The sequence below is a fragment of the Pradoshia sp. Z5_111 genome (assembly GCF_058267535.1).
On sequence record NZ_JBZCPQ010000001.1, the window covers coordinates 240,331 to 260,741 of the forward strand.

Genomic DNA, 20,411 nt, shown 5'->3' on the forward strand with positions numbered 1-20,411 from the left:
TGAATTGCATATTCAATCTGTGACAGGGCCAATACATATCGATGAGTTAGGACCCACATTAATCCATGAGCATATGCGGACTCGTTCAGAAGCAGTGGCTATCCAATTTCCTCATTTATATGATGAGGAAGAAGAATTTCAATTAGCAAAAGAACAGGCTTTAGGGGCAAAATCCTTTGGTATACAAAGCATTTTCGATCCGACAGTGATGGGACTGGATCGAGATGTTTTGCTAATGGAGCGAATTTCTAAAGAGACAGATGTACAAATTATAGCTGCTACAGGTGTATATACATTTAATGAACTGCCGACACGCTTTTCAGTTAATAGTGTAGATTTTTTAGCAGAGCAATTTATTCGAGATGCTGAGATAGGGATTCAGCAGACGACGATAAAAGCTGGCTTTTTGAAATGTGCAACAGACGTGCAAGGTGTAACGCCTGGTGTAGAAAAGGTTTTACGGGCTGTAGCGCGTGCCCATCTTCAAACAGGATTGCCTATCATGACACATTCACATCCTGCGACAGAAACAGGATTGCGTCAAATTAAAATTTTTGAGGAAGAACAGGTAGACTTGTCAAAAGTTTTAATCGGACATTGTGGCGATACTGACAACCTTAATTATATTGAACGCGTATTAAGTTACGGTGTATTTATTGGTATGGATCGCTATGGCATTTCAAAAGTGCTGCCGACAGAAAAGCGAAACAACACAGTGAAAACTTTAATTGACAAAGGGTATGTGAATCGCATGTTTTTATCACAGGATTATTGCTGCACAACGGATATGTATAAACCGACACATTTGCAGAAAAAGGCGAGTCCGGACTGGTCGATGACCTATCTAATGCGTACCGTACTACCGATGTTGCAAGAGCAAGGTGTTTCCAAGGAACAAATTTCCCAAATGATGATTGGTAATGTAAGGCTTTGGTATGGGGACAAATAAATAATCACATCAAAGAGAAGGAGAAATCCTTCGCTTTTTTGTTTCATTTTAAAACACTTGAAACAATTATCTAGTTCCAATGGGTGGTTTTTGCTAAAAAAGGGATAATTTTGAAATTTTTATTTTATAATATGAGCAAGGGGTGATTTGTTCATGTTAAAGCTGTTAGTATCAGGTTCCTATCCATTGATGGATTTTGTGAAAAAAGAAATATATAAAAGAAGAGATTCAATACCAAATTTAACGATACAAGAAGTTGATTCAAAACACATTTTAAAGCGCCCATATTATATTAGAAACGAAGATATTTTAATTTGTGGTGTCGTATTAGCAGAACGCTTAAAAGCATTAAAGGTAAGAGGGCATATTGTGCCGCTGCGTGTACAAACGCGAGATTTTATCCGAGCATTAGTATCAGCATCGAAAGTATCTGACCAAATTTGCATAGTAAACTATTACAAGGAGTTTTTAAAGGAAGATCTCCAATATGATGAGCAAAGCTTTAGTGATATGGTCGGCATTAAGTTAAAGCAGTATGTATTTAAATCTGCTGAGGACGCAGAAGTCGTTGTGAAAAAATTGAGCGGAGACCCCAAAAATGTGATTGTTGGTTCAGGACTCGTTGTCAACATGGCAAAAAAACACGGTATGCATAGCGTACTTTGGTATAGTGAAGAAACTATTCAGCTTTCGGTCGATATTGCTTTTGCAATTTTACAAGCAAAGGTTATAGAGCGAGGTAACCATAAGCGTCAGGGAATCATTATGGAGAATTTTCAGGAAGGCGTTATTAGTTTAAATAGTATGAATCGTGTTATAAATATAAATCAGGCAGCGATAAGTGTATTAGAATTAGATCAAGGTGTAAATTATGAGTCTCAATTGATTTCAGAAATTATTGGCAGAAGTGAGTTATTAAATGAATTAATCAAACCAAATGAAGTCAGTGATAACATCATAAAATATAAACAAAAAACATTGATTTTAAATAAACAAGCCATTTATGTAAACAATGAGCTTGATGGATATGTCATTATGTTATCAGATGTTGAAACATTGCAGCAAAAAGAAAACAAAGTGCGTAAAAAACTGAATAAAAATCGCGAAGGCGCTACATATATTTTTGAGGATATTATTGGTGATAGTGAGCTAATGCTTCGAGCTAAAATGAAGGCACAAAAATTTGCGAGAGCTGATGCCAATGTTTTAATTTTAGGGGAATCTGGCACTGGTAAAGAGTTATTTGCACAAAGTATACATAATGCAAGCAGCAGGGCCAGTCAGCCTTTTGTAGCGGTAAACTGCGCAGCTATTCCGGAAAATTTGTTAGAAAGTGAATTTTTTGGTTATAGCGATGGAGCATTTACAGGTGCTTTAAAGGGCGGAAAGGCAGGCTTATTTGAAGTAGCACATAACGGTACCATTTTTTTAGATGAGATAGGTGAGCTCCCATTAAGTATGCAAGCCAAGCTGTTGCGCGTATTACAGGAAAAAAATGTGCGCCGTGTTGGCGGTGCTGCAGCAATTCCGATTAATGTTCGTGTTATTTCGGCGACAAACGTCAACTTAAAGGAAGGGGTAAAAGCTGGCGATTTTCGGATAGACCTGTATTATCGTGTGGCAGTATTAAATTTATTTTTACCAAATTTAAATGAACGACAAGGTGATATTCAGCGTTTGCTTGAATATTTTACTATTCAGCATAGTAGTGTTTTATACCCAAAAATAGCACCATTTTTCAAAGCGGCTCTACCTTTGCTAGAGGAACATATTTGGGAAGGCAATGTCCGTGAATTTGAAAATACAATCGAACGTTTATTTGCGTACTTAATTGCTGAAGACCTTATTGATGAAACATTATTTATCTCTTATTTGGATGAAGCGATTCAGGAAAATACATATTTATTAAATCGAGGCAGTGAGGAAGAAAGTTTCCATCAAACGATTAAAGAAGTAGAATATACAAAAATTCAAGAGGTGTTGGCGCGTACAAAAGGTAATAGACAAGAGGCTGCCAAAATTCTTGGTATTAGTCGAAGTACATTATGGCGGAAAATAAACGATGGTATTGATAGGTAATCGAAATATCTAAAGATGATTACCGAATATTCATTCTGTAGATAAACTTGAAGAGTTTCGAGTTTGTCTTTTTTTATTTTGAAACAGGATGTTTCAAAATGATACGTTATCTATTCGGAAATTAATAGCAGTCAACACTATCTAATAAAAATAACAAAAATAATACTTGAAATAGGTAAAAATAAGTTTTTAAAAAGAATTTGCTACGTTTGGCATCGAGGTTGCTTTATAAACTAGTGTACAAATAATTGTTGACGAAAAGCGAAAACACACGAAAAAAGGAAGGGGTGCAGCAATGAGCCATTTGGAGCCGTTGTTTAATCCAAAAAGTGTAGCGATTATAGGTGCTTCACCAGATGCAAAAAAAATCGGTGGGCGGCCATTAAGCTATTTGCAACACTATGGCTATACAGGAAACATTTATCCTGTTAATCCGAAGTATGACAAGATTAAAGACTTAACATGCTATCCGGATTTATTAAATATTGAAGAGCATATTGATGTTGTCATCATTGCATTACCAAGTCAGGCTGTGTTTGATGCTGTTCGTAAATGTGCGCAAAAAAAGGTGAAGGCTGTTGTTATTTTCAGCGCAGGTTTTGGAGAACTGGGTGAACAAGGGCAAGAAGCTCAGCAGGAATTAAAAGATATTGCCACACAACATGGGATACGGTTACTCGGACCAAATTGTTTAGGCATTTTTAATGTACGTAATAACTTCTATGGAACGTTTTCAACCATTATTGAAGAAGAAAAGCCACTAGAAAGCCGTATCGGATTTGTAAGCCAAAGCGGTGCATTCGGATCACATGTATTCACACTAGCCCGCCAACAAAATATTGGCTTTAGCTATTTTGTCGCTACAGGCAATGAAGCAGATGTTGATGTGGCCGATTGTATTGAGTTTTTAGCGACTGATTCACATACAGATGTCATTGCTTGCTATATAGAAGGAGTGAAAGATGGCAAAAAATTAATTCAAGCATTAAAACTGGCTAGAGAGAATGGCAAACCCGTTATTGCGCTTAAAGTTGGCCGAACAGAAGCTGGTATGAAAGCCGCTGTTTCACATACTGGTTCCATTGTTGGGTCTGATGATGTATTTAGTACAGTGTTTAAGCAACAAGGTGTATATCGTGCTTCTACAATAGATGAATTTTTAGATGTTACATATGCAGTCTCTCAATTGCCACCACCGCAAGGAAATCGAGTAGCTGTGTTCACTATTTCAGGTGGTGTAGGGATATTGTTGGCTGACCAGTTGATTGAAAGCGGATTCACCCTGCCGGAAACACCAGAGCCTGTTAAAGAAAAGTTAAAAGCGATACTACCTATTGCAGGAACTCAAAATCCAATTGATACAACGGCACAAATTTCATACATACCGAACTTATTGGAAGATTTCATGGATGTGGTATTAGGCAGTGGTGCATTTGATGCAGCAGTCATTTTCTTAGGATTTGCGGGCTTGAAGCACGATTCAATTAAAGATCGGATTGTTACATTGCAACGGATGCAGCAAAAGTATGCTCATATTCCACAAATGACAGTGACAATCAATAATTCCGCTTCCAGTATGGCATTTAGAGAGGCAAAGATTCCAGTTTTACAAGATCCGACACGCGCAGTCATTGCCTTAAAAGCATTACAGGATTTTGTTCAATTTAGCCAAAAGGGATTATCGGCAACGCCCAAAGTATCAACTATCGAATCAAGTAATGTAGATGGTTTGTTAACAGAGTATGGCAGTAAAAAGTTTTTACAACAATTTAATTTACCAATTACCTATGAGAAGCTTGCTGCATCTGAAGATGAATTGAAGGTTTTATTAAAAGAATTTACATTCCCAATTGTATTAAAAGGAATGTCTCCTCAAATCTTACACAAATCAGATAAAGGATTAGTAAGCATCAATATAAGTTCTGAAGAGCAGGCAACAGCAGAGTTTAGGCGTTTAAAACAAATTATTGACTCGACATCGGGTGCTTATTTTGAAGGCATATTAGTTCAAGAAATGATAAAAGGTGACTTTAAAGAATTATTTATCGGTTCAAAGCGTGATCCTATCTTTGGACAAATGATAATTGTCGGTATGGGCGGTATTTACATTGAAGTATTAAAGGATATATCAATGCGTAAAGCACCGGTTAATAAGCATGAAGCTAAGGACATGCTTGCTGAGCTGCAAGCCGCAAAAGTGCTAGAAGCCTATCGAGGAAAACCTGCGAGTGATATCGATGCGCTAAGTGAAGTCATTGCAACATTTAGTGAAGTCATTGCAGCGTTAGAGGATGATTTAATAGAAGCAGATTTAAATCCGGTAATGGTTTTTAGTGAGGGACAGGGCGTAAAAATTGCAGATGGTTTAATGACGTTCCAAAAGCAGTTAGCAATTATCTAAATGTATATCAAGGGGGAGAATGGTCATGGATTTCCGTATGCCTGAAGAAACAGAAGCGATTATTGATGCACTCAAACAATTCGTAGAAAAAGTAGTTGTGCCACTAGAAGAAGAAAACCGCAATTTGCTATATAACGAGCGTAATTACTACTTAGAGGATGGCCGCCGCCATCCAGAAGTGGAAGCATTACGTAAAATTGTCCGGATGGAATCTGCAAAAGCAGGCTTTTATACTATGTTTGGTGATAAAGAGTTAGGTGGCGAACAACTGGGCGCTGTTACTGCTTTACTCGTAGCAGAGGGGTTAAATAAACTATATCCAAATCGAAAATTAATTGAGCACGTTATTATCCCATCACCATTTACCAATGGATTAACACCTGTATTAAAGGGGTTGCAACCATCATTAAAAGAAAAGTACTTACCGAAAATTGCGAGTGGTGAAGAAACATTATGCTTTGGTTTGACAGAGCCCGACGCCGGTTCCGATGTATGGAGCATTAAGACGCGAGCCGTACGTGAAGGTGATGATTGGATTATTAACGGGACGAAGCAGTGGATATCAAATGCGACTTATGCAGATTATTGTTTATTATTTGCAGTTACAAATGAAGATTTATTTGCACAACGTAAAGGCGGTATTTCCTGCTTCTTCGTCGATACAAAATGGGAGGGCTTTGAAGTAGAGTCAATTATTCCTGTCATGGGATCATTAGGTGGCGAAGCGACTATTATCAGCATGGATAATTTGCGTGTACCCCATGAGCATGTGATTGGTAAAGTGGATGACGGATTCACAAAAGCTATTCATGGCATTAATAACGGACGTATGGGCTTAAGTGGAAGGTGCATTGGCTCAGCACAGTGGGCACTTAAAAAAGCAGTTGACTATGCCAATATTCGTGAAACATTCGGTAAGAAAATCGGTGAGCATCAAATGATTCAGCAAATGCTGGCAGAAAGTGCGATGGATATCTATGCGGCACGCAACATGGCATTACACTGTGCCTGGAAAATTGATAATTCAGAAAAAACACCAGCGAAAGAAATCTCTATGGTAAAAGCATATTGTACAGAAATGATGGGCCGTGTGTATGACCGTGCGATTCAAATTCATGGTGGTATGGGGATATCGAATGAGCTAGAGCTAGAAGAAGGCTTCCGTTTAGCACGCACTATGCGAATCCCTGATGGCACGTCAGAAATTCATCGTCGTACAATAGCCCGTAGCTTGTTAAAAGGAAATTTAAACTTCAATTAAGGAGGACGTACTCATGTCAAATGAAGTCACTATGAAAAAAGAAGTTCTTGTCGAACGTCAAGGGCGTATTGGATATATCATCTTAAATCGACCTGAAAAATTAAATGCCTTAAACAAAGCATTATTTCAGCATTTAGACGCTGCACTTGATGAACTGGAGCATGATGATAGCGTCAGTGTAGTTATCATTAAAGGAAATGGCCGGGCATTTAGTGTTGGTTATGATGTGGAGAAGTATAAATCACCCTCTGTCATTGAAGATAAAAACAATTTGGAAGGGTACACGCGTCGATGGTTACGTGTTTGGGAATATCCAAAACCTATTATTGCACAAGTACATGGCTATGCTTTAGCAGGTGGAACACAGCTTATTGCTTGCTGCGACATCGTTGTAACAGACGAAGATACACAATTTGGCTTCCCATCATTGCCTTTAGGCGGTGGATTTGTCGGTATTTATTGGGGGTGGCATGTAGGGTATCAACGTGCAAAAATGCTTGATTTAACAGCGGGCAGCCGCATTACAGGACGTGAAGCAGAGCAATACGGCATTGCTGCTAAATGTGTGAAGCCAGGTGAATTAGATGAAGCAGCATTGGAAATTGCCCGTGGCATAGCGAAAACTCCGTTGGATATTTTAAAACTGAAAAAGCAAGCACATAACCGGATGATGGAGTTACAAGGTTTTCGTACAGGGATTATGTTTGGCCCAGAGCAAGATGCCATTATTCACACAGCAGATGGCATTAAGCTTGTGCAGCAAAAAATTTCAGAAAAGGGCTTAAAAGGCGCAATCCAGTGGTTTAACGAGCAAGAAGTTTAAGGGCAAAGCAGGGATTATATGAAGTTTGAGAAAATGGTAGTCATCATAACAGGTGGAGCAAGCGGAATAGGGGCAGTAACTACAGAGATGTTTGCAAAGGAAGGAGCATATATTGTGCTCCTTGATGTTAATGAGCAAAAATTAGCAGCTACAGCATCTGCATTGCAAGAGCAAGGTGTAACGGTCATGTATGATGTAGTAGATATTACGAGTAGAGAGCAAATCGCACGAGCGATACAAAAAGTAGAACAAGTCTATCAAAGAGTAGATATTTTAGTCAATTGCGCCGGTATATTACAAGATAATTTGCTTACGAATATGACTGAAGCAGAGTGGGATCAGGTTCTAGCTGTTAATTTAAAGGGCTCATATTTATTAGCTCAACATGTAACGCCATTGATGATCAAGCAGCAATCTGGAAAAATCGTGTTTATTTCTTCATCAGCTGCACGTGGGGCTAAAGGACGTGTTAATTACGCTGCTTCTAAAGCTGGTGTTCAAGGAATCACACGTACTTTAGCAATAGAGCTTGGACATGAAGGTATTAATGTCAATGCGGTAGCACCAGGGTTTATTGATACTGAAATGAGTGAGATTTCAGCACAGTCTGCGGCGAAGAGAGGGATCAAAGATTTTCATAAATTCAAAGAAAGTTTTATTGCTAAAAACCCAATCAAACGTACAGGCAAACCTGAGGATATTGCAAACGCCATTTTATTTTTAGCTTCATCGGAGGCGGATTATATTACGGGACAAACATTATATGTCACTGGCGCACCGTAACGAGAGGAGAATGAGATGAAAATACTTGGGATTAGCGGCACATTAGTAGGTTCAAAACCAGCTATTTTAGTAGACGCATTACTACAGCATGTGCAAGCACATAAACCAAATATAGAGACTGAATTCATTGATGCACGCCAATATGATTTAAACTTCTGTGATGGACGGCCTACTGAGGCTTATAACAAGGATACCCAAGCCTTTATTCAAAAAGTAATAGAAGCTGATGCGTTTATTATCGGAACGACCATTTTACATGGTGCTATGCCTGGTGTGCTTAAGAATATTTTTGAGCTTGTACCGATTCGTGCTTTTGCGAATAAAAGTGTCCTTTTTGCGGCGAGCGGCGGAAATGAGCAGCATTATTTAGCTGTAGAAAGTTCGATTAAGCCAGTTGCCAATTATTTAAAAATGTATTCTTTCCCACAATATGCTTTTGTGCTGTCTTCTCAATTTACCAAACAAAATATGTTATCAGCAGAAGTGAATAGTCAATTACAAGTCTTAACAAAGCATTTTTCACAGTACATGGTGAGTTTACAAAATGTAAAGGAGGAAGTTGTATGACAAATATACAAGCGACATCAGAACAGTTATTTAAAGAGGTAATGGGAAGCTATCCCTCAGGCGTTACTGTCGTAACAACAGTCAATAAAGATCAACAGCCAGTTGGGTTAACCGCTAATTCGTTTGTATCTGTTTCAATCGATCCATTATTAATTTTATGGTGTATTGATAAAAAATCAGGAAGCTATGCTGCTTTTGATCAAGCTAAGTATTTCGCTGTCAATATTTTAGCAGCAGAGCAGTCCGATATTTGTTGGGCTTTTGCAAGTCGATCTGAGCCAGACCGCTTTAGTAAATGTTCATGGGAAATGACCGAAACAAATGTACCAATTATTAAAGAAGCGTTTGCTAATTTAGTTTGTAAAAAGCATCAAGTTGTGGATGCGGGCGACCATTATATTTTAATTGGAAAAGTAACAGACATTCAAAAAAATGGCCATGAACCAATGCTTTATTTTCGCCGTAAAATCGGTGCAGTTCCGGATAATTTTGGTGAGTAGGAGGCAGATGTATGCAGCGGTCTCCAACATTTATAAATCATAAAATTATGCGATATTTACAACATGATCCGGATTTTCAAAAAGTGTATGAACAATTTACCGCAGCACCTTGGCGCAGTAAGCATTTAGATAGAAAGACGAAAGAATTGATAAATATTGCGTTAAGCGCCTCCCCAACGCATTTAAATAAAGAGGCGGTTCGATTTCATATTATAGAGGCATTAGCAGCCAATGCAACGCAAGAAGAAATTGCTGAAGTACTAAAAATCGTCAGTATCTTGGGTGTACATACCTGTGCAGTTGGAATTCCGTTAATGATGGCACACTACCGTAACGATGAAGTTATAGCGAAAAATTTAACGTATTCTCCTGAGCAGCAAGCACTTAAAGACAAGTTCATTGCGGCAATGGGTTACTGGAATGACTTTCGGGACGATTTAATTCATATGGATACAGCTTACTTTGAAGCTTATTATGATTTTTTAACCATACCGACACGCAGAGGCATTTTAAAGCCAAAATTAATTGAATTTATATATATCGCCATTGATTCTTCAACTACCCATTTATTTGAAAAGGGCATTGAGGTGCATTTGAAAAATGCTATCAAGTATGGTGCAACTCAAGGCGAGCTATTAGAAGTGTTCCAGCTAACTTCTGCATTAGGCTTCCATACGTTATTAGACATGCTACCTATTTTAGATGAGGAAGTGGCACAACAAAAATTAACTAAAGGATGATTCAGATGGTGAATGTATTGACAGAAGACCTATTGGATTTAAAGCGTGGGGTGCGCGATTTTATCGACAATGAGGTAGAAGCTGTTGCAGACCAAATTGAGCGAGAAGATCATGTGCCAGAACGGATTTTGAAAATGAGCAAAGATATGGGCTTGTTTGGCCTAAGTATTCCTGAAAAGTATGGCGGGTTAGGCTTGGATATGACAGGAAAATGCGGTATTTATGAAGAACTTGGCCGTACCATTAATGGCTATACAACGTTAATTGGTGCGCATACAGGTATAGGTTCCGTAGGAATCGTAGAAATCGGCAATGAGCAGCAAAAACAAAAATATCTGCCGAAAATGGCATCTGGAGAATATATTGGCGCATTTGCTTTAACTGAGCCAAGTGCAGGGTCTGATGCAACTGCCCTGCAAACAACAGCCGTACGCAAAGGTGATAAATATGTGATTAATGGCTCGAAGCACTATATTACGAATGCACCGGAAGCAACTGTATTTACATTAATGGCTGTAACGGATAAAGGCAAAGGTGCAAAAGGGATAACATCATTTATTATTGAAAAAGATTTCCCAGGATTAATCATTGGGAAGCATGAGGAGAAAATGGGCTTGCGCGGCTCCCATTCTGCAGAAGTTTTTCTTGAGGATTGTGAAGTGCCCGTTGAAAACGTACTTGGTGAAGAAGGTATGGGTTATGTCAATGCACTGAAGATTTTAGCGAACGGTCGCGCTGGGTTAGCTGCTCGGAACTTAGGCTCAAGCCAAAAATTGTTGGAAATGTCCGTCCAATATGCGAGTGAACGTGTCCAATTCGGGAAGCCGATTATCGAGCAGCAAATCATTCAGCATTATTTAGCTGAAATGGCACTGGATATAGAATCCCTTAGAGCGTTGACTTATCATGTAGCCAGTTTAGTTGATCGAGAACAAAAAGTAATCAAAGAAGCGGCAATGGTAAAACTATTCGGTTCAGAAGTTTATAACCGGGTAGCAGATAAAGCGGTGCAAATTCATGGCGGCATCGGCTATATACGTGAATATGCTATTGAGCGTTATTATAGGGATGCTCGTATCACGAAGATTTACGAGGGAACATCTGAAATCCAAAAAAACATTATTGCTTCTCAATTGATTAAAGAATACGTTAAATAACTACCATACGGGAGTGATCATATGGAACTGCCATTAAGCGGCATTAAAGTATTGGATTTATCTCGAACACTTGCCGGGCCATACGCAACAATGATGCTCTCAGATATGGGAGCAGAAATCACTAAAGTGGAGCAAACGAATGTAGGGGACGAATCTAGACGATTTACTCCACCACAATGGAATGATGAAAGTTGTTATTATTTATCTGCTAATCGCAATAAAAAAGGAATTACCGTTAATTTAAAAACAGAGGCAGGCATCGAAATTATTAAAAGGCTTGCAAGGACAGCAGATGTGCTTGTAGAAAACTTCCGTACTGGTACGATGGAAAAACTAGGAATTGGTTATGAAGTGATAAAGGAGATTAATCCTAAAATAATTTTCTGCTCGATATCTGGCTTTGGTCGAACAGGTCCTGAAAAGGATCGGGCTGGCTATGATGTACTGCTGCAAGCCTACGGTGGATTAATGAGCATTACAGGAACTGAGGAAGCACCGGCAAAAGCAGGGATGTCTATTGCTGACTTATCTACAGGCATCTTTGCAGCATTCTCAATTGTCACTGCATTAATGGGAGTCCAAAAAAATGGCGTCGGCCAATATTTAGATGCCAGCCTATTAGACTGCCAAGTTGCCCTGTTAAATCACATGGCAACAGGCTATGTAGCTACCGGTACTTATCCAAAACGTATGGGAACTGCACATGGGACGCTTGTTCCCTATGGCGGCTTTCAGACTAAAACGGATGATATCGTACTTGCTGTTGCTAATGATGGTTTATGGAAAAAGCTATGTCGTGCATTAGATTGGCAAGATTTATTAATAGATGAGCGGTTCCTTTATAATACTGACAGAGTTGCCCTTCGAGAGGAACTGGAGAAAATCATGAATGATAGATTTTCAACTATGACCGCGGAAGCTATTATTGATGTTTTAACGAATGAAGGTGTACCATGCGGACCGATTCAAAATATTGAACAAGTGCTGCAAAGTCCCCAGGTCATAGCGCGTGAAATGATGGTGCCAATCACACATCCCAACGTACCGAATTTACAAGTGCCAGCATTTCCAGTGAAATTTTCGGGTACACCTGCCGTTATCCATTCACCACCACCTTTACTGGGACAGCATACAAATGAGGTATTACAGGAGATAGGGTATTCTGCCCGAGAAATCGCTTATTTAAAAAGCCAAGAAATCATTTAATTTCATAAATGATAAAAACACCAAAAAGCAACGATCGATTAAAAATGATTGATCAAGAGTTAGAAATATATAGCTAGGCTGCTCGGAGGATCTGAGACCGGTATTCCACCGGACTCAGGTTTCTTGATTTTAAATAGATATATTCATTTAGGTTTTCTCAAAAATCCATGCTCTTGAATTCTTAGAGATACAGGAGTTTATGACATACTGATTGAGTGTTAATGTTTCTTCATCATCTGATAATGACGCTTTGATATGAATGGGGGATCACTACTTGATTTCCAGACTGAAGGGTTTTAAATTTAACATATCGTTCCACTTGATAGATAGGACGTATCATTACGCTGTAGGCAATTCCTCCATGATACAAATTTAGATTGGAGGATAGATAGAATTTTTCACCGAATAAAGGAACTCGGTGACATCCGTTACCTATTCTGATTTCATTTTATCTGTCATGAAATCTTTTCGGAAGATGTTTGGCACAGTAGTTCGATATTCCTTTTGTAAGATCGGTACTTCTCTATACGGACCTCATATTTCAAGCCCATCTCATTCATCAACCTAATGATTGTCTTAGGATTAAGGTGAATCTCTTATACTCCAGTTCCTTAGAAATTCGGCGATAATCATATCTCTCTTTATATTCATGATAAATCTCTTGGATCTATGTATTCACATCCACATATTTATTTGGCTGTCTCTGTTGTTTCTTAATAGTAAAGCGTGTTTTGGGGATTTCCTGAGAATTTAACCATTACCCCGACATCATAGGTTACCTCTGGTTCATAAATTACTTTCACTTTAATTTTGGTTGTAATTTTTCTTGCACCTAGACTAAAGCGTTAAGTAAAACAAGATTCGAAAACATTAAAATATCGTTTGAGCGTTTTAATTCGTTGTTCTATATTAAATTTACGATAAAACACCCCTTAAAAGTTAGATTAGTGGCTAACTTTTAAGGGGCAGTTTAAATAGTGTTGCTTTTTAATGAGCTGAAAGGAGAAAGTCATTTTGGGAAATTTTATTTTCAGCCATTAAGTAATTTAAATAGCATAGTAGCTGCATAAGTTGAGGAGAGGATTTTGTTGTATCTTTTTTATATAAAAGATAGAGTAGTTGCTCAGCAGTATAAGATTGCTGCTGTATATATTGTTGAATCACCTGCAATTTTTTAAAATGACGATTTTTCAACGATTCGATTAATTCACCAGGTTGTTCAATTATGGCGCCATGACCAGGTAACGCAAGGGTCATTGAAAGGGATGTGAGTTTGTCTAGTGAATTTAAATAGCTTTGAAGTGGATTTCGAAAAGTTTCTTCAATAATTAATAAAGGGCTAAAATCTGCAATTAAATGGTCACTGGCAAGTAATATTAGGTCACTTTCTGCATAAAAGGAGAATTGGTCAATAGCATGTCCAGGAGTTGCGATAGCTTGCAATGTATATTCGTCAAAATGAAAAACATGACCTTCATCAAATGTTTCATCAATTTGAAAATTGTATGCTTCTGTTTCATCAAGTAATTGCTTTTGTTGGTAGGGGTAAGCAATACCATAGTTAGCAGCAATGTCAATAAGTCCATAGTTTGTTGTGTCCCGTTGCATCGTTTGGAGTTTAAGTTTGCTGATTGAAGGTGAGAGGATACGTATAGGCATCAGTTTTTGAAGTAATTGGCAACAGCCACTATGATCGGTGTGATTATGCGTAATAATGAGATGTGTAATGGGCTTCTTTAATGTCTTCAAGAATTGCTGCCAGAATTCTTTGGATTCATTATTATTCTCACCGCAATCAATTAGTATATAGTATGTATTAAATTCGAGTAAATAACAATGAACGTGACGATTATAGACAGAAGGTAATGTAATTTGAGAGATTCGATTTGTCAGTCGATTTAACACTTTCGCACCCCTTTTTATAAAATACGATTTACTTGATTATACCAAATTGAACGTGTATTACATATGAAACTATACGCAGTTAACAGGGGAATCTAGTTGTAGTTTTGTAAAAAATATTAATCAGCAGAAAGTCAAAGCTATAAATGAAGACTTTCAACAGAATCGGTAGCGAGCCTTTTTAACATTCAGGTTATAAGAGTATACAAAAAATCGTAGAAAACACGAGAAGAGGAACACATTTCATCAATAAAGAGCTGAAGATAATAAATTTCTGATCCTTTGCTTTGATCAGTTTGAGGTTTTTATAAAATGAGACAAAAACATAAAAACTGCAGCTTTAAATGAAATTTCTCAAAAAGCTGCAGCTGGATATAAGGATTATTAAAATACAATAGAATACTAAAATTTATGACTATGCAGCATTTTCTTTTCTTTTTTCTTGTTCGTTGATCATGACAGCACAGGCTGCATCACCTGTAATATTGACAGATGTTCGTGCCATATCAAGAATACGGTCGATTCCGAGGATTAGCCCAATGCCTTCTACAGGTAAATTAACTGAGCTTAGTACCATTGCAAGCATAATCAGGCCTACACCAGGTACACCGGCTGTGCCGATACTGGCAAGAACTGCCGTTATCACGACGGTGACTAAGGCAGTGAACGATAAATCTTGACCATAAACTTGAGCGATAAAGATGGTGGCAACACCCTGCATAATGGCTGTTCCATCCATGTTGATTGTCGCGCCCAGAGGTTGAACGAAGCTAGATATTTCTTTTTTAACACCTAAATTGTCCTGTGCGGCTTCCATGGATAAAGGTAAGGTTGCATTACTGCTGGAAGTACTGAATCCTACTGTCATGGCCGGTGCAAAGCCTTTAAAGAACCATATTGGACTTTTGCGTGCCAAGAAGAAAATCGTTCCTCCATAAACCAGTAGGGTATGAATGATTAGCGCAATTACAACGACTATCATATATAATGCCATCGCTTTCATTGCACTGTAGCCTTGTTCTCCAATTGCTGAAGCAATCAGACCAAATGTTCCATAAGGAGCAAATTTCATTACCCAGGTTACGAGGTACATGACCAATTCGTTTCCTTGCTCAACCAGCTTTACAATTCCTTCTGTCTTTTTTCCTAAAGCGGTTAAAGCAAATCCAATTAAGGCAGCCATAAAAATAATTTGTAGCATATTTCCTTCTGCCATAGCCATGAGTGGATTTTCTGGAATAATGGTTAGGAATGTTTCTCCAATTGAAGGAGCCTTTTCAGCCTCAAAAGTCGCATTTTCTGTATCAAATTCACCTTTGGTTCCCGGTGAAATTACCATAGCAAGAACGATGGCCAAGATAATGGCTATGGCTGTAGTACATAGGAAGTAGAAAACGGTTTTAAAACCGATGGATCCGAGCTTTTTAGGATCTCCCAGGCCCGCTACACCTAAAATAATAGAAAATAATACAATTGGAACTACTAACAATTTAATCAGATTGATAAAGATGGTACCTAAAGGATCGAATAGAAATTTGTTGAGTGTTTCAAATAAAGATGGGGAGAAAATATTTAGGGAAAGACCTACAAGGGCACCTAGTATCAGTGCAATGATTATCTTCTTTGTTAAGTTCATATGATTCCTCCTAGCTCTCAGCCATAAATTCTGACACTAAACTATTATATTTATCCTTATATTCCAAATTTCGGGAATTAATAGATATTTTACCACGGAATTTGAAATTACTCATCTAATATAACTTTTAGAGCATATTAATCTTCTTTATAGTGAAATAAGGAGTATTAAGTCCTAGAATAATGTGAGGATATTTCTATTGATTTTTATTACTAAAAGCAATCAAGGCAAGGTGAAGGGACCATCAAGAAAATTTGGGTGATACAAAGTGAAAAATAAAAGGAAGAGGAGCGTTAGGCTTCTCTTCCTTTATCTTTAACATCTTCTTTATTATGGTTGATCTGCATTTGCTGATTAATTGCCTCATCAACACCCTGATAATAGATTTTACTATAAAAGTTGGCTACAGCTTTAGTCCATGTCCCAGTCTTTCTGCCTTCTGAACGCTCTGACAGATAATCTGAGTATGTTTGATTATATGCTTCAATTTCTTCTTTTATATCATGCTGATAGGTTTCGTTATGATAGACCGCTTTAACTGGCAGGCGTGGTTTTAAGCCGGGATCCTCTGCAGGATAGCCGATACATAAACCAGAAATAGGTAAAACAAATGGAGGAAGGTTGAGTTCCTTTATGACTTTATCTAAATTTCTGCGTATACCGCCAATGCAGACTGTACCAAGGCCCAGTGATTCGGATGCAGTAATGGCTGCTTCAAGAGCAATCCCAACATCTGTAGCCCCGACCAATAATGTATCAATATTTTCTGGGACTGCAAATGGAGTTTTTTCGATTTCACTGGATACATATGCTCTATAAAAGTCTGAGCAGAATACGAGGAATACAGGGGCCTCTTCAATATGCTTCTGCCCGCCGCATAGCTCTGCAAACTTCTTCTTCCTGACAGAATCTTTCACAGCAATAATGGAAACCTGTTGTCCATTTATCCAGCTTGGGGCAGATTGGACAGCTTTAATGATTTGTTCCAGCTGTTCATCCTCGACTGGTTTGTCTTTATAAGATCGGATGGAGCGGTGAGATAATAAGGTTTGCATGATTTCGTTCATGTTGAGGTCTCCTCCTTCGGTATATGGTTTCGTTATTAGTATAGTACAAACGGGTTTATTGTTCATAATAGAACCATACGGTCGGTCAATTATCTAAGTGTTAGATTGGGTTGTAGTGCTTCAATGAAAGAATGAGTTACTTCTATTAGGAGGTCAAGTAATCTGGATAGACTTCGAGATGTAAATTTTTCTATGGGATGACACCCTATATTACTTTTTGGAGTGTGGAAAAAAGTGGATGAAAAAATAAGCTGGGTGTCCGCGAGGTATCTAATTCTTTCTCAGATTCTCCAGCTTAATTGAGATACTCTTTATTATAACGGTACTGCTTTTTTGTTTCGTGATACCATTTGAAGGTAGCGATAAACACTCGATTCGGACATTCCCATTATCTCTGCCACTTCACTTATTGTGCCTTTTATATCAAATACTCCATATTCTTTTAATTTGGATATAGCAAGTTTCTTTTGGTCAGGTGATAATTGGGCTCCAGATTCCAGGATATCTCTATCTATTACTGAATAAATGATATTACTTACATTATCTTGAAGCTTTTCTACAGGTTGCTCTTGTTCAGTTTTCATATCAATATGTTTAATATCAAAGCTTAGATTGGCTAAATTTAATATATCTTTGGCAACTTTTCGATAAGCGTCTGCATCAAAATTTATACATAAAAGTCCCTGTAACTGACCTTCATGATCTTTTATAAACAAAGTAGATGAACGAAATTTTTTACCCCGCGGTCCTTCTCCAACATATCCAACAACATAATCATTGTCTAAATAAACCTTATCGTTGATTAACCTTTTTGCATAGTTAGTTAATGGGCTATCTAAAGACCTTTCGCTTAAGTCCTCATTGACGATGTGACCGATATGAGAACCGCCATTAGGATTTAAAATATGTAATACAAATTCATAATTAGGTCCCGAAATTTCTCCAAAATAATTCATTATAGTTTGATAATGTCGAAATAGTTCGTTATCCAATTAGATATTCCTCCTTTTAGGAAACGCTTTTAAGTAAATCTTTGACGACCAAATATGTTGGATCAATCGATAAGCATATTTAGTAAAAATTCCTTAATGAAAGCTATCGTTTCTGAGCTTGCTCAGTTCACGTCTGTTGGGGGATTCTAGTGATTATCAAGACTATTAAGTGTAACCTTTTAAAACCAATTTAGTCATAATCTACTAATGATTATAGCAGAATGTAAACGCATTCTAATAATTAATTTTTACAAAAACTAGTTTTTACTCATCTATATTGACATATTAAACCAATTATGTGATACTTTGAGCTGGTAGTAAATAATAACTACTGTAATAAATTATTGGAAATTAAATAATAGATTTCCAAAGTCGATTTTATTTCTTAGTAATGTAAACCTTTTCTAAAAAGAAGGGAGTTATCTATTGGTCTGATGTGTGAACCGGTCGAAGGATTGGTAGAGGTTCCTTGTGTTAAGAGAAAATGAGTTGTTTTCTATATAAATACAATATTTTGTAAACGCAAACAAATTAGTTGGAGCAAAAGATACATATACACAAATATCTCAGTTTTAATCTGCTGGAATAAATACAAAGGAATATAAATTAGACTTTATTTTCGAATCTTGTAAGTAATTAAACTTATAACAACTATAAGTGATAATCCTTAGTAGAAAGTCAATGCATATATAAGGAGGAGTTAAATCATGCATGGAAATACAGCAAAGAAACTCGAGTTACCGATTGAAAATCATTCAGTAAACCAAGAGAACTTTCCAGATGCGAAGAAATGGCATAAACAAGATACAACCTGGGCATTGAGCCTTTTTGGAACAGCAATTGGAGCGGGCGTACTCTTCTTACCTATTAATGCAGGATCAGGTGGATTAATATCATTATTGCTAATTACTATACTAGCCTTCCCAGTAATGTACTACTCGCATAGGGCACTTGCTAAAATGATAGCCGCTTCAGATTCTGCTGAAGAGGGAATTACAGGTACGATAAGAGAGTATTTTGGAAATAAGGCAAGTATAGCCTTTAACATCGTTTATTTCTTCTCTATTTATACAATCGTGCTGATGTATTCAGTTGCACTTACAAATACAGCAAGTAGTTTTATGGTAAATCAATTGCATATGAACGAGCCGCCAAGAGCCATTTTATCACTTGTATTAATACTAGGTCTTATCGTCATACTAAATTTTGGACAAGATATAACTGTAAAAGTAATGAGCATGCTAGTTTATCCATTTATAGCTTCTCTGTTATTTATCGCAGTATCTTTAATTCCACAGTGGAATACATCGATTTTTAGTTCTGCAAGTGTTTCTACTGCTTCATCAGGATCCGGATATTTTGGAATTATACTGTTGATATTACCGATTATCGTATTCTCGTTTAACCATTCTCCTATTGTATCGTCATTTGTAATGAAACAACGGGCAACCTATGGAAAAGATGCGACTGACGCAAAATGCGCCCAGATACAAAAGGTTTGTTATATCATGACATTCTCTGTTGTAATGTTCTTCGTTTGGAGCAGTGTCTTGAGCTTAACTCCAAGTGACCTTGTTATGGCAAAGGAACAGAATTTATCCATTCTATCTTATCTTGCGAATGAGCTTGGTTCACCTATAATTGCTATTGCAGCGCCTATTATTGCATTCGTGGCCATCACAAAGTCCTTCCTTGGTCATTATGTAGGAGCTTACGAAGTAATGCGTGACATGATTGTGGCATCAGGGAAAGCACGCGGAAAAAGCATTAAAGAAAAAACAATTAAAACTTCCATTCTAGTATTTGTTGTATTAACATGCTGGTTTGTTGCTTATACAAATCCAAGTATTCTAGGATTAATTGATACACTCAGCGGACCACTGGTTGCTGCTATCCTATGTGTATTACCAATGTATGCAATCCGTAAAGTACCAGTACTAGCTAAATACAGAGGGAAATTGAGCAACGTGTTTGTCATTGTTGTAGGTGTGCTTACGATACTAGCAAGTATTAAGGTATTCTTCTAATTCCCTTTTGAGAATGAAGATTATTGAAGTAAGTTTGATAGTAAAAAGTTAATAAAGGTTTGATGCTTGAACCTAAGACAAGGGCTGTATTCCGGACTTTACGGTATGCAGCTTTTTTTGTAGAGGTATTACTGAAGATTGAAGTTAGTGGTAAAAAATTATTGTATGTATATGAATGAGTTATTAGAATTAAAGTTTAACTATTTAATTATCATTCGATAACTTGCGATTTTAGTCATCCTTTTTTGAAACGGCTACTATCTTTTTAATCCAATTCAAATATTTTGATTATTTAAACATATTTTTAATAGTTTTTTCCTA

Annotated in this window: 16 protein-coding genes; 12 read left to right on the plus strand and 4 right to left on the minus strand. The window is 37.4% G+C overall.

The genetic code is table 11. The annotated features are described in order from the left end of the window. The first annotated feature begins 4 nt into the window (after window positions 1-4). From AC4D4A_RS01305 to AC4D4A_RS01355, 11 genes are all read left to right on the plus strand, one after another. A complete protein-coding gene (locus tag AC4D4A_RS01305) occupies window positions 5-949 on the plus strand; it encodes a phosphotriesterase family protein (RefSeq protein ID WP_490994223.1) in 945 nt (314 codons plus the stop codon). A gap of 153 nt (window positions 950-1,102) precedes the next feature. Then, complete coding sequence (locus AC4D4A_RS01310; RefSeq protein ID WP_490994224.1) at window positions 1,103-3,028, plus strand: sigma 54-interacting transcriptional regulator; 1,926 nt, start codon at window positions 1,103-1,105, stop codon at window positions 3,026-3,028. A gap of 295 nt (window positions 3,029-3,323) precedes the next feature. After that, window positions 3,324-5,429, plus strand: a complete 2,106-nt coding sequence (locus tag AC4D4A_RS01315) for an acetate--CoA ligase family protein (RefSeq protein ID WP_490994225.1) — start codon at window positions 3,324-3,326, stop codon at window positions 5,427-5,429. Between the two features lie 25 nt (window positions 5,430-5,454). Then, window positions 5,455-6,690, plus strand: a complete 1,236-nt coding sequence (locus tag AC4D4A_RS01320; protein ID WP_490994226.1) for an acyl-CoA dehydrogenase family protein — start codon at window positions 5,455-5,457, stop codon at window positions 6,688-6,690. Window positions 6,691-6,703: 13 nt separating this feature from the next. After that, window positions 6,704-7,513, plus strand: coding sequence for an enoyl-CoA hydratase-related protein (locus tag AC4D4A_RS01325; RefSeq protein WP_490994227.1), 810 nt, complete (start codon window positions 6,704-6,706; stop codon window positions 7,511-7,513). Window positions 7,514-7,531: 18 nt separating this feature from the next. Beyond that, window positions 7,532-8,296, plus strand: a complete 765-nt coding sequence (locus AC4D4A_RS01330) for an SDR family NAD(P)-dependent oxidoreductase (protein WP_490994228.1) — start codon at window positions 7,532-7,534, stop codon at window positions 8,294-8,296. 15 nt (window positions 8,297-8,311) lie between these two features. Next, window positions 8,312-8,863, plus strand: coding sequence for an NADPH-dependent FMN reductase (locus tag AC4D4A_RS01335; RefSeq protein ID WP_490994229.1), 552 nt, complete (start codon window positions 8,312-8,314; stop codon window positions 8,861-8,863). Then, entirely contained in the window at window positions 8,860-9,363 is a 504-nt protein-coding gene (locus AC4D4A_RS01340; RefSeq protein WP_490994230.1) for a flavin reductase family protein, read from the plus strand. The genes AC4D4A_RS01335 and AC4D4A_RS01340 overlap by 4 nt, the downstream gene beginning before the upstream one ends. An 11-nt stretch (window positions 9,364-9,374) precedes the next feature. Then, the gene (locus AC4D4A_RS01345; RefSeq protein WP_490994231.1) at window positions 9,375-10,103 is read left to right on the plus strand and encodes a carboxymuconolactone decarboxylase family protein; all 729 of its coding nucleotides are present in this window, start codon (window positions 9,375-9,377) and stop codon (window positions 10,101-10,103) included. 5 nt (window positions 10,104-10,108) lie between these two features. Beyond that, entirely contained in the window at window positions 10,109-11,260 is a 1,152-nt protein-coding gene (locus AC4D4A_RS01350) for an acyl-CoA dehydrogenase family protein (RefSeq protein WP_490994232.1), read from the plus strand. 21 nt (window positions 11,261-11,281) lie between these two features. After that, window positions 11,282-12,466: a CaiB/BaiF CoA transferase family protein gene (locus tag AC4D4A_RS01355; RefSeq protein WP_490994233.1), complete on the plus strand. Its 1,185-nt coding sequence runs from the start codon at window positions 11,282-11,284 to the stop codon at window positions 12,464-12,466. 987 nt (window positions 12,467-13,453) lie between these two features. Here AC4D4A_RS01355 and AC4D4A_RS01360 read toward each other — a convergent pair. The 4 genes from AC4D4A_RS01360 to AC4D4A_RS01375 all read right to left on the minus strand — a co-directional run bounded on the left by AC4D4A_RS01360 (window position 13,454) and on the right by AC4D4A_RS01375 (window position 18,063). Continuing rightward, window positions 13,454-14,371, minus strand: a complete 918-nt coding sequence (locus tag AC4D4A_RS01360) for an MBL fold metallo-hydrolase (RefSeq protein ID WP_490994234.1) — start codon at window positions 14,369-14,371, stop codon at window positions 13,454-13,456. 412 nt (window positions 14,372-14,783) lie between these two features. Further along, complete coding sequence (locus AC4D4A_RS01365) at window positions 14,784-16,004, minus strand: dicarboxylate/amino acid:cation symporter (RefSeq protein WP_490994235.1); 1,221 nt, start codon at window positions 16,002-16,004, stop codon at window positions 14,784-14,786. A gap of 293 nt (window positions 16,005-16,297) precedes the next feature. Next, window positions 16,298-17,071, minus strand: coding sequence for an NADPH-dependent oxidoreductase (locus tag AC4D4A_RS01370; RefSeq protein ID WP_490994236.1), 774 nt, complete (start codon window positions 17,069-17,071; stop codon window positions 16,298-16,300). Between the two features lie 314 nt (window positions 17,072-17,385). Then, window positions 17,386-18,063: a helix-turn-helix transcriptional regulator gene (locus tag AC4D4A_RS01375; protein WP_490994237.1), complete on the minus strand. Its 678-nt coding sequence runs from the start codon at window positions 18,061-18,063 to the stop codon at window positions 17,386-17,388. A 707-nt stretch (window positions 18,064-18,770) separates the two neighbouring features. Between AC4D4A_RS01375 and AC4D4A_RS01380 the strand changes: the two genes are divergently transcribed. Continuing rightward, complete coding sequence (locus AC4D4A_RS01380; RefSeq protein ID WP_490994238.1) at window positions 18,771-20,090, plus strand: aromatic amino acid transport family protein; 1,320 nt, start codon at window positions 18,771-18,773, stop codon at window positions 20,088-20,090. Window positions 20,091-20,411 lie beyond the last annotated feature (321 nt).

What these genes read in the sequence shown, in the direction of transcription:
- AC4D4A_RS01345 (WP_490994231.1), top strand. Translation starts at nt 9,375, where the DNA reads ATGCAGCGGTCTCCAACATTTATAAATCATAAAATTATGCGATATTTA.
- AC4D4A_RS01310 (WP_490994224.1), top strand. Translation starts at nt 1,103, where the DNA reads ATGTTAAAGCTGTTAGTATCAGGTTCCTATCCATTGATGGATTTTGTG.
- AC4D4A_RS01380 (WP_490994238.1), top strand. Translation starts at nt 18,771, where the DNA reads ATGCATGGAAATACAGCAAAGAAACTCGAGTTACCGATTGAAAATCAT.
- AC4D4A_RS01330 (WP_490994228.1), top strand. Translation starts at nt 7,532, where the DNA reads ATGAAGTTTGAGAAAATGGTAGTCATCATAACAGGTGGAGCAAGCGGA.
- AC4D4A_RS01325 (WP_490994227.1), top strand. Translation starts at nt 6,704, where the DNA reads ATGTCAAATGAAGTCACTATGAAAAAAGAAGTTCTTGTCGAACGTCAA.
- AC4D4A_RS01370 (WP_490994236.1), bottom strand. Translation starts at nt 17,071, where the DNA reads ATGAACGAAATCATGCAAACCTTATTATCTCACCGCTCCATCCGATCT.
- AC4D4A_RS01355 (WP_490994233.1), top strand. Translation starts at nt 11,282, where the DNA reads ATGGAACTGCCATTAAGCGGCATTAAAGTATTGGATTTATCTCGAACA.
- AC4D4A_RS01320 (WP_490994226.1), top strand. Translation starts at nt 5,455, where the DNA reads ATGGATTTCCGTATGCCTGAAGAAACAGAAGCGATTATTGATGCACTC.
- AC4D4A_RS01315 (WP_490994225.1), top strand. Translation starts at nt 3,324, where the DNA reads ATGAGCCATTTGGAGCCGTTGTTTAATCCAAAAAGTGTAGCGATTATA.
- AC4D4A_RS01350 (WP_490994232.1), top strand. Translation starts at nt 10,109, where the DNA reads ATGGTGAATGTATTGACAGAAGACCTATTGGATTTAAAGCGTGGGGTG.
- AC4D4A_RS01340 (WP_490994230.1), top strand. Translation starts at nt 8,860, where the DNA reads ATGACAAATATACAAGCGACATCAGAACAGTTATTTAAAGAGGTAATG.
- AC4D4A_RS01365 (WP_490994235.1), bottom strand. Translation starts at nt 16,004, where the DNA reads ATGAACTTAACAAAGAAGATAATCATTGCACTGATACTAGGTGCCCTT.
- AC4D4A_RS01335 (WP_490994229.1), top strand. Translation starts at nt 8,312, where the DNA reads ATGAAAATACTTGGGATTAGCGGCACATTAGTAGGTTCAAAACCAGCT.